Genomic DNA, 17121 nt, shown 5'->3' on the forward strand with positions numbered 1-17121 from the left:
AAACTAAAAACTGGAGATCCAACAATAGTTTCGATTAAAGGTGCCCCTTTTCAATCACAATGAGCTTTTACTTTTTATCGACCAGTTACGCTTCCCACTTCACAATAATTTAAAAATATCCTATTTTACCTTTTCAACTGATATCAGCCGTCCCTGCCAAAAAATATAACTTCCCCCTAAGTAGATCACATCAAAATCGCGTCATCCTTTTTCTCCACCCCCAAGCACTTTTTTGCTACCAAGCAACAAATATGTGCTACCTTTCCCGTTTTGAATCCCTTTAAAAAATCAGGGCAAATTAAATGCAGGAACAACACAAATAAGTGAAGACGATCGGCCGCCATCCCCGTTCTTACGCGTGCTATAATGAACTCGTTCGCAACAGAGGCAAGACAGAAAGGGGAGCATTCCTATGGATATGACCATGACAAAAACGGACGAGCAGGCCGAGCAAGGAAGCATAAAGTTCGTTACGCTCGTTTCCATAGTGGCCGCGTTAGGCGGTTTATTATTTGGATTTGATACAGCCGTCGTTTCGGGAGCCATCGGCTTTATGCAAGCCCGCTTCGACTTGAATGAATTGCAGGTCGGCTGGGCCGTATCCAGCCTTATTATCGGTTGTATTATCGGGGCTGCAAGCTCCGGGGTTTTAAGTGACAGGTTCGGCCGGAAAAAGGTGCTGATCGCTGCCGCCATTCTTTTTGTTATAGGGTCGATCGGTTCGGCCATTCCGGATACATTCACCGGCTATATCATCGCCCGCATGATCGGGGGTCTCGGGATCGGGATTACATCTACCTTGTGCCCGCTGTACAATGCCGAAATCGCGCCCGCGAAATACCGTGGACGTCTTGTTGCTTTGAATCAGCTTGCAACCGTTACCGGGATTTTCCTTGTGTACTTTGTAAACTCCGGCATTGCCGGGGCTGGGGATGAAGCCTGGAACATCTCTACCGCATGGCGTTGGATGTTTGGAGTCGGTGCTATTCCGGGAGTTATTTTCCTGGTGCTGCTCTTCTTTGTACCCGAAAGCCCTAGATGGCTGATCAAGCAAGGCAGACCGGTTGAAGCGCTGCCGATCCTGTTGAAGATTCACGGGGAGGAGCCGGCCCGTCAAGAGGTATTGGATATTAAAGAAAGCTTCAAGCAGGAAAAAGGATCGTCTATTCGTCAATTGTTCCGTCCAGGTCTTAGGATTGCTCTTATCGTCGGCGTAGCGCTAGCGGTTCTTCAGCAAATCACCGGTATTAACGCCATCATGTATTACGCTCCGGAGATCTTTAAGCAAACTGGCGCAGGTACGAACGCATCGCTGGTGCAAACGATATTAGTAGGATTTATTAATTTCTTGTTTACTATTCTGGCACTATGGCTGATTGATAAAGTAGGCCGCAAAGCTTTGCTGCTCGTCGGTTCTTCCGTTATGACGCTTTGTCTGGCCGTCATTGGCATCGCGTTTCATACGGGACATACCTCCGGACCGCTTGTGCTGATCTTCATCCTGCTCTATGTCGCAGCCTTTGCCGTTTCGCTCGGCCCTGTCGTTTGGGTCCTGTTAGCCGAAATTTTCCCTAACCGGATTCGCGGCAGAGCTACAGCCATAGCTTCTATGGCGCTTTGGGCAGCCGATTACGTCGTTTCGCAGTCGTTCCCGCCCATGCTTAATTCGGCTGGACCTGCAATGACCTTCTGGATCTTCGGGATCATGTCCTTGATCACGGTTCTGTTCACCTGGCGTGTTGTTCCTGAGACCAAAGGCAAGTCACTGGAGGAAATTGAATCTCTATGGTCGGCTGAAAAAGCATAAGCTGCATTGAAAAAAGATCGCCTCGATATCGAAAGAGGCGGTCTTTTTGTTGAAGAAACCAAAGCATGAAATGTTGCCATATAATACAGTGGGATATGCCCCTCCAGCCGCTGTTGAAGCCCGTGAAACTGTGATCGGATTTATTGGTAATTTCACGGGTTTCAAAGGCGGACGTAAACTCCTCCGAGGCATACCCCACTTCCTAAATAGCAACTTTCTCGAAAATAGGTCCCTCTAACAAAACAAGACCACCCAAATTGGCGGTCTGTGTTTCTTTATGCAGCGTGCAGGTGGAAAGCCTATTCAGCTTCAATTTTAATGAGGCAAGGTACGAAGCTTCACTTCCGTCACCGGATCAGGATCCTTGTTCATATTGGAATGGATGAAGAACATGACCAAAGCCGCCAGAGACGAGAGCGTGCCCAAGAAGAACACGGCGCCGATTCCCCATAAATCGAACGCATGCCCGAACATGAGCGGTCCGATCATTCTTCCGACATTAGCGAAGCCTCCTGCCAACCCCATATAGAACGGGGCATGGATTCCGGAGCGTTCCGAGAAGAAGGTCGGTATGGCCGGCAGCAGCATCATTTCGCCCAGCGTAGCCAGTATCATTCCGATGATCAAGTACAGGTACAGCTCATGGAAGAATAGGATGAAGGAGAACGCCGACACGGAGAATAGCGCGCTGATCAGCATTTGCCGAACGATATTTTGCGCGAACCTTCTTTTAATCCAGCTCGTAAAGGGCTGCCCTACAAGAATAACGATTCCGTTAACCGTCCATAGTAAGCTGTAGAACTTCAAGTCCATTCCCTGCTCTTCAATATAGGGTGCCACTCCTGTGGACCATTGGGTAAAAGACAGCCAGAAGAACATGGAGCCGATCGAAAGAAACAAATACAGCTTCACGTTTCGCAGCAGCTGGCCGCGGTTTAGCTGAACGATTTCTTTTCTTACGGAGGAAGCACCCTTCCCTTCCTCTTGTCCCTGCACCGATGCATCTTCAGCCGTCTGGACAGAGCTTTCCTTCATAAAGAAATACAAGAACACGGCGAACAGCAGGGTTGTGCTTCCCGTCAGCACATAAGTTAACTTAAACGAAATAGATGCAATAAGTCCTCCTACCATCGCCCCAATTGACAAGCCGAAGTTGTTGCATACATACATCACGTTGTACAGCTTGCGCCGATGCTCCTTCCAGCGGAAGCCGACATACGCATTCATCGACGGCATGGAGATGCCGTTCGTAAACCCGAGCAGACAGACCAGCATAATGTAGATCGGCCAGCTATCCGTAAAAGCAATGGAGAATAACGCCAAGGAGGAAAGAGTAAAAGAGCCGGAGATCATCGCCTTGGGGCCGATCCGGTAGTACAGATTACCTCCTGCGAATTCTCCCAGCACGCTGAACAATGCCTGATACAGAACGATCAGCCCGGCTTCCCCGTACGATTTTCCCATCACATTGTGAACATATAGGGTGGTCAAAGGCCACATGACCGCTTTGCCCGTCGAATTCACGAAGCTGGCCGTTAAGAAGAACAGAGCATCTCTTGGAAAAGATTGCAGAACGGACCCGACTGCAGACGAAGCTTGTTTTACGTTCATTTTTTTCTCACCACTATCATTGTAAAGTCGCCGCCAGCCCGGAATCTTCCCCATTAAGCGTTAATTTTCTTAGGGTCCATAGCATCCCTCACACCGTCTCCAATAAAATTAATCGATAATACGGAGACAATGATAATGAGCCCCGGGGGAATCCACAGCCATGGCTGACTCGTCAGCGCCGTAATCGATTGCGCCGCGTTCAGCATGTTACCCCAGCTTGCCGTCGGAGGCTGAACCCCCATCCCGAGAAAGCTTAGCGAGGATTCGGATAAAATGGCCGCCGCTGCACCGAAGGTTGCATTCACAAGAATCGGTCCCAGGGCATTGGGGAGAATATGGCCGAACAGCAGTCTGGGTGTACTCAACCCAAGGGCTATGCCTGCTTTGACAAACTCCGTTTGCCGCAAGGACATCACACTCCCTCGGACGAGCCTGGCCACAGAAGGCCAGCCGAGCAAAGCCAATACGATTATAATATTCGATAACCCGGTGCCAAGTACAGTGACAAGCACCAATATGACCATCAGGCTGGGGAAGGACATGACCACATCAATCACCCGATTGATCACCATATCGACCCAGCCGCCCATATAGCCGGCAATGGCTCCGATGACCGTACCTATCATAACATAAAGAGCTACGGTAACTACACCTACCGCCAAGGAAACGCGGGTCGCATAGATAAGACGGCTCAGCACATCGCGCCCCACCTGGTCCGTTCCGAGCCAGTGCTCGGCAGAAGGAGCGGCAGAGAAGGCCTTTCCTATCGCGTTCGGGTCATAGGGTGCGAGCATCGGAGCAAAGATGCCGATGAGGATCAAAAGCGCAAGCGCGACCAAGCCGGCTACCGCCATTTTATGCTTCATAAACCGCCTGAGGATGATCTTGGCATAGCTGTCGGACACAAACTCGGGGGATCGGCTTTGAAGAATTGAAGGCAGCGCTTCTGCTGCGGTCAGTTCTTTTTGCATATCCATCGAAGACATAAGGTTCTCCCTCCATCCTAATTGTACTTAATCCGGGGATCAACAACGGCATACATCAAATCGGACCATAAGTTAGCGCACAGCACCGTGAGAGCGGCCAGCATGTTAATTCCCATCAACAGAGGAAAATCCCGGGAAAGAATCGCTTGAATGGTGAGCTGGCCCATACCGTTCCATTGAAAAATACTTTCCGTAATAACCGCTCCCCCGATCAGGATCGGGATGTCGAGCCCTGCGATCGTTATGACGGGAATGAGCGCGTTTTTAAGCGCGTGCTTGTTGACAACAAAAAACTCCTTAACCCCCTTGGCTCTGGCCGTTCGCAGATAGTCCTGGCCCAATACCTCCATCACACTGGAGCGTACATACCGTACCATCCCTCCCGCTATCGAGGTCCCGAGAGTTATTGTAGGCAAAATCAGATGCAGTACGGTGTCCCACATGCCCCCGCTTCCGCCCATCGTGCTCATGCCTCCCGTCGGAAGGACGCCGAGCAGTACGCCGAACACATAGATCAAGCCGAGACCTAGGAAAAAGCTGGGGATCGATACCCATAGAAAGGAATTCGCCGACATGAAATAGTCGAACTTGGAATTGGCTTTGACGGCGCAGTAGACGCCGATAGGAATGGAGATCAAATAACCGAACAGGATGGAGGTTCCCATCAGGAGCAATGTAGGACCGATACGCTCGGAGATGAGGTTAACGACCGGCTGAAAGGAGCTGAACGAATGCCCCAAATCTCCATGGGCCAGATTCAGCAGCCACTTCAGGTAACGAAGCAGGAACGGGTCGTTCAAACCTAACGCCTCGCGGCGAATGGCTTTATCCGCTTCAGAGACGTCGGGATTGACATACATATCCACGGGATCGCCGGGAGCCAGATTAATGATGATAAAATTCAGAAAGGTGACACCGAGCAGTACGGGAATGGCGATCAATAGCCGGCGGATGACATAGTTAAGCATAGGCACGCTCCTCCGCTCCGGACGCTTCCGCCCCTTCGAGAGGAAAATGGCAGGCGACTCTATGCTCTCCTGCGGATAAGCCCGGCTCCCTCTCTCGGCAAACCGGCTGCGCTATCGGGCAGCGGGTGTGGAAGCGGCACCCTGAAGGAGGCGAAGCCGGACTCGGCACATCGCCCTCCAGCACGATCCGCTGCGCGCTTCTCATACTCGGGTTGGGCGCCGGATAAGCATCCAGCAGCGCTTTCGTATAAGGATGCCTCGGGGCAGAGAAGATTCGTTTCTTGGGGGCTATTTCTACGATTTTGCCCAAATACATGACGGCGATCCGGTCGCTCACATATTTGACCGCCCCGAGCCCATGACCGATGAACAGATAGGTTAATCGGAATTGCTGCTGAAGCCCCTTCAGCAGGTTCAAGACTTGAGCCTGAATCGATACGTCCAGCGCCGATACCGGCTCGTCGCAGACGATCAGCCTGGGACGAAGCCCTACCGCACGGGCAATGCCGATGCGCTGGCGCTGCCCTCCGGAAAATTCATGCGGATATTTGCCCAAGCTTTGCGGGGATAAGCCTACAAGCTCCATCAGCTCTGCCGCCTGCCGGAGCGCCTCCGCCTCGCTCACACCGGTTAATGTCCTTAGCGGCTCTGTCATAAGTTCAACAATTCGCTTGCGCGGGTTGAGCGAGGAATAAGGATCTTGGAAAATCATCTGCAAATCCGAACGGAGAGATCTCATCCTGGATAAGCCCATCGGAGCAAGATCCTGGCCCTGGAACAGAATACTTCCCTCCGTTATCTCCTCCAGCTTGATAATGCTGCGGCCGAGCGTCGATTTGCCGCAGCCGGATTCCCCTACCAGTCCTACTGTTTCGCCGGGGTAGACGTCCAAGTCGATCACGTCCACCGCTTTTATATGGCCGATCGTGCGGGAGAACACCCCGCGTTTGATCGGATAATATTTCTTAACCCCCTTCAGCTGCAATAGAGGCTCCTGAGGCACTGTTGCGCTTCTTCCGGTTGTCAGCATCGTCGTTCCCCTCCATCATTGGGATTTGATATCATTCATGGTGTTACTGCACGGCCTCGCTGCCGGACAACCAGCACCTTACCTTATGGCCCTCGGCCGCCTCGACCAGCGGCGGGACCTTCTTGCATATCTCCGCAGCCATCGTACATCGGGCCTGGTAACGGCAGCCCTCCGGCATATCGAGCAGAGAGGGGACTGCCCCCGGGATGGACTGCAGCTCTTCGTCCTCTAGCTCCAAATGAGGAATGGACCTCATCAATCCGATGGTATAAGGATGCATAGGGCGCTCGAACAGCTCGAATACTTCCGCTTCCTCGACCACCTGCCCTGCGTACATGACGATAATGCGGTCCGCCATTTCGGCTACGACGCCCAGATCATGAGAGATAAGTATGATCGAGGTGTTCGATTCGGAGCGGATTCGCTTCATCAGCTCCAGAATTTGCGCCTGAATCGTGACGTCGAGCGCCGTCGTCGGCTCATCGGCTATGAGCAGCTTCGGCTTACAGGCCAGCGCCATGGCGATCATGACACGCTGCTTCATACCTCCCGAGATGGTATGAGGATACTGGTGCATCACTTCCTCGGCCCTCGGGAATCCGACCGCCTTCAGCAACCCGACGGCATACTGCCAAGCCTCCCTGCTTCGGAGCTTCAGATGAATCCGGATCGATTCGGTCAGCTGGCTGCCGATCGTGAATACCGGATTGAGCGAGGACATCGGATCCTGAAAGATCATGGCGATCTCTTTGCCCCGAAGAGAACCGAGCTCATTATCCGGCATAGTGACGAGATCTTGGCCCCGGAACAAAATCGAGCCGCTCTTGATGCTGCCGTTTCGTCCGAGCAGCTTCAAGATAGACAGGGAGGTCACGCTTTTCCCGCAGCCGGATTCCCCTACAATGCCTAATGTCTCTCCCTGCATCAGCGTAAAGCTGACATCATCAACCGAGGTCACCTCTCCCGCTTCGGTTCGAAACGCTGTACGAAGCTGGCGTACTTCCAAAAGCTCCTCCATGTGCTCACCCCATTGTTTTTTATTTGCGGTACCATTCGTTCACACTGTAATGCATACCATCCGTTACGCCGCCCTTGCCTTCAACCGATTTGGACAGGGCGATCAGGTTGTATTCGGAATAAACCGTAATGAGAGGAACATCCTCCTGAATCGTATTCTGCAGCTCTTTATAAATCTGGAATCGTTTGTCCTTATCCGTCTCGTTCATTCCCCGGTTGAACAGGTCATCAACGGCTTTGCTCTTGTACCTCATATCGTTCAATGCCGCTGTGGAACGGTATACTGTAGCCGGACCGTCAGGGTCCATCAAGCTGCCGAAGCTGCTGAGCGCCAGGTCGAAATCTCCTTTGACAAGCCGTGACACCGTCGTAGGGAAATCAAAGTTCACCTGCTTAACCTTAAGTCCGATCGACTGGAAGTTTTGCTGAATAATATTGCCTGCCATTTCCCTCGTCTTATCTCCCGTCGGAACGATCAATTCGATGGTCTTGTTCATATCGAAGCCCGCTTCCTTCAGCAGCTGCTTCGCTTTCTCGGGATCGAAGCCGTAGGATTTCACATTTTTATCGTGATACGGATGCGAGTTCGAATACGGGCCGTCCTGAAGCTCTCCCGCTCCCGGCATCAACTGGTCGACAATCATCTGGCGGTCAATCGCATAAGCCAGAGCTTGCCGCACCTTCTTATCCGGGAAGCGCTCCATGTTAATTTCAACGGAGTTGTAGCGTCGTGTCTGCTGCTCCTCGGTTCGCAGATTCGCGAAGGTCTTCACGGTCTTCCACTCGGAGGCCGGGATATTGCCGGAGCCTTGGGCGGCATTCATGTCGAGCTCGCCGGATTGCAGCTGGGCGACCATGTTGGAGGCCGGCATAATTTTAACGAAGACCTTGGCAATTTTGGGGGCTCCGCGATAATAATTCTCGTTAGCCTCCAGCTCGACATAGGCTTTATTCTCGTATTTCACGAACTTGTATGGACCTGACGTCACGTTAGGATTTCTCCAGAACGGATTCTGGTTCAACGCCGCCGGATCGGCCCCCTCCAGCACATGCTTGGGGACTATGAGCAGATCGCTAAACCGTTCGTACAGCAGGTTAGGGTCTACCGGCTTGGAGGTCTTAAGCTCCAGATGCTTGTCGTCAATAACTTTGACCGATGACAGCTTATCCTGTCCGGCCGGAAGCATGCCCTTCTCGTTCAAGCCGTCCAAAGCGAAGATCGCAGAGCGCTGCGTGGTAATAGTCTTCGGATTGACGATCAGATTGATCGTAAATTCCACATCCTGCGCAGTGACCGGCTTGCCATCCGTCCAATTCGCATTATTGCGGATCGCTATCTTATAGGTTTGGTTATCCTCGGTAGTGAAGGATTCCGCCAACGCCATTTTAAAATCCAACGGGCCTACCGTCTTCACCAAGGAGTCGAAAAAGTACCGGTAGATGAATACGGCCCCGCTCGACCCGCTTCCGTCGGAATCAATCGGATTAAACATTAAAGGCGGATTCGTAATGCCGACGGTTAATTGATTTCCTGCGGCGCCGGACGTGCTTCCGGCCGCAGCCGCCGGGCCCTTATCCGTTGCGGCAGGCTTGCTGCAGCCGGCCAGCATCAGCAAAGCGAGAGATATAAGGCCCCATGTCTTGTATGTCTTCTTCATCGACTCATCCCCCTTATTTGTCTCTTCTAGCCTACAGTGAGTGTATCTTCGGCAGTCACGCTATCCATTCGACGTTTGACGGCCAACAGGCAGACAAACTCGAAGGCAATATTCGCTGCGTTCAGTGCCGTAATCTGATTGTTATCCCGATCCGGCAGCACCTCCACGAGATCAAAGCCGATGAAGTTGAGTCCGGCCAGTCCGCGAAGCATTTTTTGCGCCTCGTACGTTGTAAAGCCCCCCACCTCCGGGGTACCTGTTCCCGGTGCATAGACCGGATCAAGGAAGTCGATATCGAAGGTCAGGAATACCGGCCGGTCTCCAACCCTCGCTTTAATTTTGGCGCACAGCTCCGGAATGGTCAGCTCCCGGACGTCATCCGTGGTAAGAACCTCGAAGCCCATTTCCCTGGCGTCTGCCAGGTTGTTCGGCTTAAAAGCACTCCCTCTCATCCCCATCTGGATGGAATGCTCCGCATCGATGAGCCCTTCATCGACAGCATAGCTGAACACCGCTCCATGAGACCACATCCGCTCCGGATGCTTGGAACGCCCGGTATCGGAATGGGAGTCAAAATGGACGAGGCATACCGGACCATGCTTCTTCGCTGCTGCCCTAAGGTGGGGAAGAGAGATCGAATGGTCGCCGCCCAGCATAATCGGCACAATCCCCGCTTCGAAGACCGGTGTCAGCTGCTCTTCAATCGCCCGGTACGACTGCTCGATATAACCCGGATGCACGGTAAGGTCGCCATAATCGATGCCGGACAAATACTCCGAAATATCGATGTCGTGCACCGGGGATATCGGTCGAATGCGCTGTGACATCGTGCGAATGGCCGAAGGGCCGAATCTGGCCCCGACTGCATAGCTCACCCCGGTATCAAACGGAACTCCGATAACGGCGAAATCAACCTGATCCAGTGTTTGGACATGCGGCAGATGCATAAACGTGTGAATTCCTGAAAATAAAGGCTTACCCATTTCAATTTGCGGACGGTACATCATAGCTCCACTCTCCCTTTTTTTCCTTTTGGTTTGAAAACAGCACAAAGAGGCCGGTTGATAGAACTCAACGGCCTCTTTGCCTATACAAATCATCGCCTGGATGATTGTGTACTATGCAGTTGTTATGGCTTTATTATAGATGAGCACCACATATATGTCAACTATATTAACACAAAATCACCAAAACTTCGTTTTCTCATATTAATTGTTATATTATATAACATTAATATAACATTATTATTGACATTTTAAATTGTTTTCTTTGATAATTAACCTATACCTCACTTCCAACCCCATGTCTTTTTCAACTCCATACTCTTATATCGAGGTGATTATGCATGAAGACCCGGATTTTGCATGTTCATGATATCCCAACAACCAAGTGCCGAGTGGATGCAAGATTGAAGGAGCTAGACTACTGGGTCACTTCGATCGAAGCCGGCAATCTCGACTCTGTTCAGCGCAAAGTGGACATCATCGTTCTGGACGTCCCTGCCTGCAGGCTCAAGCATTGGCTTCATGAGGCGAATGCCCGCTTCACCCTCCCATTGTTCTGGTGGTGCGAAGAGCGCAAGCCTGCTACCGCGGCTCCCCACGACAAGGTAGATGGCATTCTCTGCTGCGGAATGAACGACAACGAGCTGCAGTGGTCCCTCCTGCTCGGCATCAAAGGCTTTCAGCGGAGATTGCATCTGGAGAGAGAGTACAGCTTTCTCGCCACCAAATTCGAAGAAAAAAAGCTGGTGGACGATGCCAAGATTATGCTCAGCAAGCTCAAGGACGTCAGCGAAACCAAAGCTTACGAAATGATGCGCACCCAAGCCATGAATGAAAGAAAGAAATTAGTCGAAGTCGCTCAAGCCGTACTGAGAACGAACAGTCTCATCACCAAAAACAAATCCGCACCCAAGCACAAACAATACGATATCACTCCATAAAAGTAGCCTCACAAAGATGAGACTTTGCCTTCGAAGCCACATTTTGCGTGAAGCCCGAAATTCATACATTGTATAACGTTAAAAAAATCGCGCTTACCCAAACAGGATAAGCGCGAATGTTTTGTTCATGATCAGCAAAAGCAAAGAATTACGAGCCCGCCACTGCCTCCGGCACCTTCTCTCCCATTGCATCCCGTTTATTCAAGGCCAGCAGCGTAATGACCTCATATACGATATGAGCGGCATTCAGCGCCGTCACTCTGGCCGGATCGCGGTCCGGCAGCACTTCAACAAGGTCGAAGCCAATGATATTCAGCCCCTTCAGCCCGCGGAGCATCTGCATGGCCTCGTAGGTGCTAAAGCCTCCGACCTCGGGAGTCCCCGTCCCCGGAGCAAATACCGGATCCAGGAAGTCGATATCGAACGTCAGGAAAACCGGCCTTTGACCCACCCTCTGCTTAATTCGGCTGCATAAAGCTTCAGGGCCGAGCTGTTTCACCTGATCCGTCGTCAGCAAATCATAGCCAAGCTCTCTGGTTTCCTCGTAATGCGTAAGGCTCGAGCACCCCCTCATTCCCATTTGGATAGAGCTCGACGTATCGATCCAGCCTTCCTGAGCCCCATGCCAGAACATGCTGCCGTGAGAAAACGGGCGATTGTCATCCACAGGCTTCCAAGCATCCGAATGGGAGTCAAAATGGACCAGACTGATCGGACCGTATGTCTTGGCGGCAGCCTGAACATGCGGGTAGGAGATCGAATGGTCGCCGCCCAAAATAACCGGTATGATTCCCTTGTCAAAAATAGGCTGCAGCTGTTCCTTGATCGCCTCGTAGCTCTGCTCGATATAACCGGGGTACACCGTCAAGTCCCCATAATCAATCCCCGATAAATACTCGCTGGAATCGATCCCCTGTGCAGGATTCGTCGGCCGAATCCGTTGAGACATTTCCCGAATGGCCGAGGGGCCGAACCGAGTCCCTACAGCAAAGCCGGCACCGGTATCGAACGTATTCCCTATGACCGCATAATCCACATGGTCCAGCGTCCGCACATGCGGCAAATGCATAAACGTGCGAATTCCCGCAAATCCCGGCTTCCCTTTTTCAAATAATGGACGATACATCCAACAGCACCTCCGCATCAAAATAGTTTCCTTCCTAACACCTTACTGCGCCACCACACGCAAAAAGCCGCCCTCTTTATCGAAAAGAAAGCGGCTCTGTTGCCGAATCAAGCCTGACGATGCCGTTAAGCTTGAACTATGTAATTGTGCGGTTTATGTTATTTAAGTTAACATTCATATCCCATGTAGTCAACTTGTTTTTTTAAAAATTTATTTTTTCCTCAAAGCCATTGACAAAATCCCGATCAAAACCCATAGTGTTTTATACTAAGTAACACATAGATGACATTGAATTGAGTACAAAACCAATCAGGAGGCGTTGCAGCTCTATGAATCTTGTATGCGAATCTGATCACTTAACAGATTATTTATCTGAATCGGAAGTCGTCAATTTCAACCACCCGGCTATACAGGCCGCCGCTCAGCGGATCCGCAAGGACGCGGCCGACGAGCAGGCATGGGTCAAAGCCGCATTCGAGTTTGTGCGGGATGAGATCGATCATTCCTGGGATATTCAAGGCTCCATCGTCACCAGAAGGGCCTCGGAAGTGCTCGAGCATCGCCAGGGCATCTGCTATGCCAAGTCCAATCTGCTGGCCGCGATCCTCCGCAGCCAAGGCATCCCGACAGGGTTCTGCTACCAGAAGCTGACGCTAGGCGATACCCCGGACACCGGCTATTGCATTCACGCCCTGAACGCAGTCTACCTCGATTCGCTGCAGCGTTGGATACGCCTTGACGCCCGCGGTAACAAGGAAGGCGTACAGGCGGAGTTCTCTACAACCGAGGAAAAGCTCGCTTTCCCAATCCGCACGCATTATGAGGAAATCGACTATCCTGTCATTTACGCTCAACCCAATGCCAAAACGATGGAGACCCTCGCCAGCCATACCGACGTATTGACGATGTATCTTCACCGTCTCCCCACTGACCTGTGATAGAGCAGAGCGAGGCATTCTGCGGACGGGTAGTTCCCTGGTAGCTTTCTTTTTACCTCGTTAATCTTTAGTAAGGTTAAGCTTCCTTGCTGGCGAGTACACGGCCAAGAGCCCCCTCGGTACCATTCCGCCTTGGGGGCCCTCCTTGCAGCTGTTAAGGAATGAGCTTCGTCTGTCTCGCTTTCTCCGCAACCCGTTTGGTGTAGCCGCTTAAGGGCTTTTTCAACGCCAAGGCGACCACGTAGCACAAGATAATGAACACGATCAGGAAGAAGATGTCCTTAAGCGCAACCTCCCAGAGAATGCCTCCGACCGCCTCCCGCATAAGCCCGACCGCATAAGTAAACGGCATGAACGGATTCAAGCTTTGGAAAAACGGCGCCGCCGTGCTCACAGGGAACGTCCCTCCCGAGCTTGAAAATTGCAGAACAAGGAAGATGATCGCCAGCCCTTTGCCGATATTGCCGAATACGGACACCAGCGTATAGGTAATGGTGATAAAGACATTGCTGATCAGGAAGGCAAACAGGACGAACCATAGCTTATGCACTACGTAAGTCCCAAGCAGGAAGAAATCGCCGAGCGATACGATCAAGGCTTGAGCCAGACCAATCGTAAGGAATATGCACAAGCGGCCGAAATAAACCTCATAGCTCTTGTACACCCCTTCGGATCCTTCCACATCCACTCTCATTAACGAGACTAACAGCATAGCGCCTACCCAGAGGGAAAGCGTCGTGTAAAAAGGAGACATCGCCGAGCCGTAATTCGGAATCGGATATTTCTTGTCTTCCTTAATCAGAATCGGATTGGCAAGGAAATCACTTTCCTTCTGAATATCGTTCTGCAAAAACCGGAGCAGCTCGCTGATGCTGCTGCCGCTCTCCAGCCTTCGAATTTGATCCGCCGTTTTGCGGACGGCGTCTTCGAATTCCGGAAGATTGTTTCTGACGAGCCCTGCGACTTGATGAACTGCGCTCTCCAGCTCGGAGAACCTCGTCTGGTATAAATTCGAGAGCTTGCGCAGCTCATCCTCCAGGGCAGGCAGGTCATTTCTCACAAAATCAGCCGCTTGATGAACCTTTTGCTCAATCTTCGGCAAATCGTTATGGATGAACGGCACCGCTTCATTAAGCGCGGCTGTAAAATCATTCATTTTACTCTGAATCGTGCCCGCGGCTTCATGGATTCGTGCGCGAATCTGCGGCAGATCCTTTTGCAGTGCATCCAGCTCGGTCTGGGCGAAGCGGATTCCCGCTTGGGCATCCTGCAAAATCGCCTGAATATCCGGCAGCTTAGACTTCAATGTCTGCAGCACATCCGATGCATTGACGGCAAGAGATTGGAGCTGCTTCAACGCTTTCGTTATATTCGGCACAATCTCCGAATCGTACCGGGATAGAATGTCTCCCAGCGCGGCGCTCGCATCCTTGGATAGCTTGTTCAAATTATCGACGATTTCTTTAGCCGGCCGCTCGCCTTTTTGAATCGAAGTAACGATAGCATTAATCAGCTCTACCTGCTGGCTGAAATTCGTCCTTACGGTCGTAAGCTTAGCGATGACATTGTTGAGAGGGCCTCCCGGCAAGTAGCTGTTCAGCCTTGTGAACAGATCTATTTGATGATCCAGTACCTTGACCGCCGTACTCAGCCGATCGGCCAGGAAGTTCAATACGCCGAGCAGCGGTTTAGGGTCGATATTGGCATCCTGCAGCTGGCCGGTAATTTGCGTCACAGCATCCGCCGTTTGCTGGAGCAGGATCAAGTCCTGCTTAATAACAGGTACAAGCGCTTGAAAAGCGGCGTCATTTTTTTGCAGGAAATCATTCACCAGATCGGCAAAGGCTCCGCCATTCGTCGCTATAGCTTCCAGCTTAGGCAGCGATTCGAGTGCCGCGCCGACAATCTCATCCGCCTTGCGGGCGTCATTAATAGCCGTATTCATCGCATCCTCGACCTTGTAAAAGTTCTGGTCCAGCTCGACGAGTCGGTCGGCCGCCCTCTGGATCTCCGGCAGCTTCTCTTGAATGAGCAGCACATCATTGGCCACCTCATTGACCTTGGGCCATTGCTCCTCGACCCTAAGCAGCGCAGCTCCGGCTTTATCGATCTCCGGAATTTTCTGCTCCAGCTCGACGATCTTGTCCCCCTTCTCACGAAAATCGGGCAGCTTCTGTTCAATATCCAGCACCCTGTTGCCCATATCCTCAATCTCAGGAAGACGCGTCTCCAGCTCGAAGATGCGCTCCTCAATCTTACGGATGGTCGGCAGCTGCTGCTCGAATCGAAGGCCAAGCTCCTGCATTCTTGTCAGAACGGTCTCGCTGACCGTTTTAATGAAATTTTCGCTGATTTGCGAGGTGACACTGGTCGCTCCTTTTTCCGTAATTTTCGGGGCGACCGCATTAATCTTTTCGTTAACCGTATATTGGATCTCGGGCTTCTGCACTTGTCCTTCCAGCACCTTCGCAATTTTCCTGGAGAAGTCGGCCGGAATAAGCAGACTGGCGTAGTACGTCCCCCTCTCCACGCCGCGGATCGCCTCCTCCTCATCCACGAAGATCCATCCCAGCTTATGATTGTCCTTCAAGCTTTCGATGACCTCGTTGCCGATATTGAACTGCTTATCCTGCACGGTCGCCCCCTCGTCCTTGCTGGTAACCGCAATTTTGATGCCGGATGTGTTCGCGTAAGGGTCCCACATCGCTTTCAGGTTAACCCAGGCATAGACGGAGGGCAAAATCGCAAGAGCTATCATCAGCAGCAGACCCGTAGGTACTTTGGCAACATTCCATAAATCCGTCTTGTATATTTGAAATATTCGTTTCATTCGCCATCCACCTAAAAGAGCGTCATTTGTTGTTTAATTTCTCCTTACCTGCCATATTCCATACTCCGTTCTAAGGGCAGCGAAGCTTATCGAAGGCAAGGCTTTTATCAAATCTGTTTACAGAGCCCACGGCTGACGTTCGGCCACTACGCTCTGCCCTGTTGCTATCGCTTGCTCGATCATTAAGCCCAAATAGTGATCCTGGGACGCATCCCTTAAGCTGTAGAAATCCGGCCCGCCCGCCGCGTAATCGGCCATATGCATCAAGCACGTGGCAATAGCAATTTCGTCATCGTACAGCCTTGCGGGTGCAACCGGATTGTCATAAACCCACTGCTCTCCCGCCATAATCCCTTTCATGAAATAGCCTTCCAGATTCTCTTCTTCTCCCCGGTTAATCCGTTTGAAATCCATATACAGAGGCGTCTCATAGTCGGCCAGCACGCGAATCCGGTGATCGAAGATCTCCCCGCGCTGCCCCCTTACGGACAGATGATTCGAGCGGGTCCAGGAGCGATGCTGATCCTTCGTAAAATCATAGATCCCGAGCTTCCCGCCGAAATCAAGCCAAGCAAGGTCGCGCTGCAGCGGAATCAATCGCTCCTCCGTCGGAGGGCCGCTGCGGGTCGGTCCCGCCACCCAATCGGATTCGAACCTTTTGGCCTGAATCGTTACATCATCAAAGCCCGCGCCCAGCATTTTCCTGATCAGGCTGACCCCATGATACAAATGCGAGATGGATACGGTCGCTTCCGTTACCCGCCCTAGCCTCCCCGAGCGAATAAAAGCCAATCGCGCCGCATGCGCCGGCTGGTAATGATACTGCTCCGCCACCTGAACCCGAGCTCCCTTTAAGGTGAGCTTGTCATGAAGCTCGCGCAAGCCTTCGAGATCCGGAGCCGGCGGCGTCTCTGACAGCGCAGGAATGCCAAGCTCCGCCAATTGAAGCAAATACTCCTTGCATGCAGACCGGCTGACGGATACCACGACAAAATCCGGCTTTTCCTTATTGAGCAGCTGCTCCAGCGTCGGATAAGCAGGAACGTTCCATTCTTGCTCAAGCCTGCGTCCCTTGTCCGGGTCCCTGACGACCAGACCGCTAACGCGGAACCGCTCCGGAAGCGCTTGGGCGATTCGAAGATAAAACTGCGCTCGGAAGCCTCCGCCGCCTATAATACTGAACGACACCGGTTTCTCCATGATCA

At 51.9% G+C, this 17121-nt stretch carries 13 protein-coding genes; 3 read left to right on the forward strand and 10 right to left on the reverse strand.

From position 1 onward, the window contains the following. Positions 1–412 precede the first annotated feature (412 nt). Positions 413–1807: a sugar porter family MFS transporter gene (locus tag GGC63_RS24270; RefSeq protein ID WP_412973893.1), complete on the forward strand. Its 1395-nt coding sequence runs from the start codon at positions 413–415 to the stop codon at positions 1805–1807. A 315-nt stretch (positions 1808–2122) separates the two neighbouring features. Here the strand turns inward: GGC63_RS24270 and GGC63_RS24275 are convergent, their stop codons facing one another. From GGC63_RS24275 to speB (GGC63_RS24305), 7 genes are read right to left on the reverse strand one after another with little or no spacing between them, the layout of a single operon-like run. Next, the gene (locus GGC63_RS24275; protein ID WP_079913521.1) at positions 2123–3418 is read right to left on the reverse strand and encodes an MFS transporter; all 1296 of its coding nucleotides are present in this window, start codon (positions 3416–3418) and stop codon (positions 2123–2125) included. A gap of 53 nt (positions 3419–3471) precedes the next feature. Next, positions 3472–4404: an oligopeptide ABC transporter permease gene (gene opp4C, locus GGC63_RS24280; protein WP_192704536.1), complete on the reverse strand. Its 933-nt coding sequence runs from the start codon at positions 4402–4404 to the stop codon at positions 3472–3474. 17 nt (positions 4405–4421) lie between these two features. Next, positions 4422–5372, reverse strand: coding sequence for an ABC transporter permease (locus GGC63_RS24285; RefSeq protein WP_192704537.1), 951 nt, complete (start codon positions 5370–5372; stop codon positions 4422–4424). Beyond that, on the reverse strand, positions 5365–6402 hold the full coding sequence (locus tag GGC63_RS24290) for an ABC transporter ATP-binding protein (protein WP_192704538.1): 1038 nt from the start codon (positions 6400–6402) through the stop codon (positions 5365–5367). Before GGC63_RS24290 ends, GGC63_RS24285 begins: the two co-directional genes overlap by 8 nt. Before the next feature lie 43 nt (positions 6403–6445). Continuing rightward, complete coding sequence (locus tag GGC63_RS24295; RefSeq protein ID WP_192704539.1) at positions 6446–7420, reverse strand: ABC transporter ATP-binding protein; 975 nt, start codon at positions 7418–7420, stop codon at positions 6446–6448. A gap of 19 nt (positions 7421–7439) precedes the next feature. Beyond that, complete coding sequence (locus GGC63_RS24300) at positions 7440–9077, reverse strand: ABC transporter substrate-binding protein (protein WP_192704540.1); 1638 nt, start codon at positions 9075–9077, stop codon at positions 7440–7442. A 26-nt stretch (positions 9078–9103) separates the two neighbouring features. After that, on the reverse strand, positions 9104–10084 hold the full coding sequence (gene speB / locus GGC63_RS24305) for an agmatinase (RefSeq protein ID WP_318781121.1): 981 nt from the start codon (positions 10082–10084) through the stop codon (positions 9104–9106). Positions 10085–10422: 338 nt separating this feature from the next. Between speB (GGC63_RS24305) and GGC63_RS24310 the strand changes: the two genes are divergently transcribed. Then, on the forward strand, positions 10423–11022 hold the full coding sequence (locus GGC63_RS24310; protein ID WP_192704541.1) for an ANTAR domain-containing response regulator: 600 nt from the start codon (positions 10423–10425) through the stop codon (positions 11020–11022). A gap of 148 nt (positions 11023–11170) precedes the next feature. Here the strand turns inward: GGC63_RS24310 and speB (GGC63_RS24315) are convergent, their stop codons facing one another. Next, positions 11171–12148, reverse strand: coding sequence for an agmatinase (gene speB / locus GGC63_RS24315; protein ID WP_192704542.1), 978 nt, complete (start codon positions 12146–12148; stop codon positions 11171–11173). 329 nt (positions 12149–12477) lie between these two features. On the opposite strand from speB (GGC63_RS24315), the gene GGC63_RS24320 reads away from it, so the two are divergent. Continuing rightward, positions 12478–13086 (forward strand): transglutaminase-like domain-containing protein, encoded by a 609-nt coding sequence (locus GGC63_RS24320; RefSeq protein WP_192704543.1) that lies wholly within the window; start codon positions 12478–12480, stop codon positions 13084–13086. 154 nt (positions 13087–13240) lie between these two features. On the opposite strand, the gene GGC63_RS24325 is transcribed toward GGC63_RS24320, so the two are convergent. Both GGC63_RS24325 and GGC63_RS24330 read right to left on the reverse strand, forming a co-directional pair. Continuing rightward, positions 13241–15916: a YhgE/Pip domain-containing protein gene (locus tag GGC63_RS24325; protein WP_192704544.1), complete on the reverse strand. Its 2676-nt coding sequence runs from the start codon at positions 15914–15916 to the stop codon at positions 13241–13243. Positions 15917–16033: 117 nt separating this feature from the next. After that, on the reverse strand, positions 16034–17116 hold the full coding sequence (locus tag GGC63_RS24330) for a Gfo/Idh/MocA family protein (RefSeq protein WP_192704545.1): 1083 nt from the start codon (positions 17114–17116) through the stop codon (positions 16034–16036). Positions 17117–17121: the final 5 nt, after the last annotated feature.

This window comes from Paenibacillus sp. OAS669 (assembly GCF_014873645.1).
Taxonomy (GTDB): domain Bacteria; phylum Bacillota; class Bacilli; order Paenibacillales; family NBRC-103111; genus Paenibacillus_S; species Paenibacillus_S vulneris.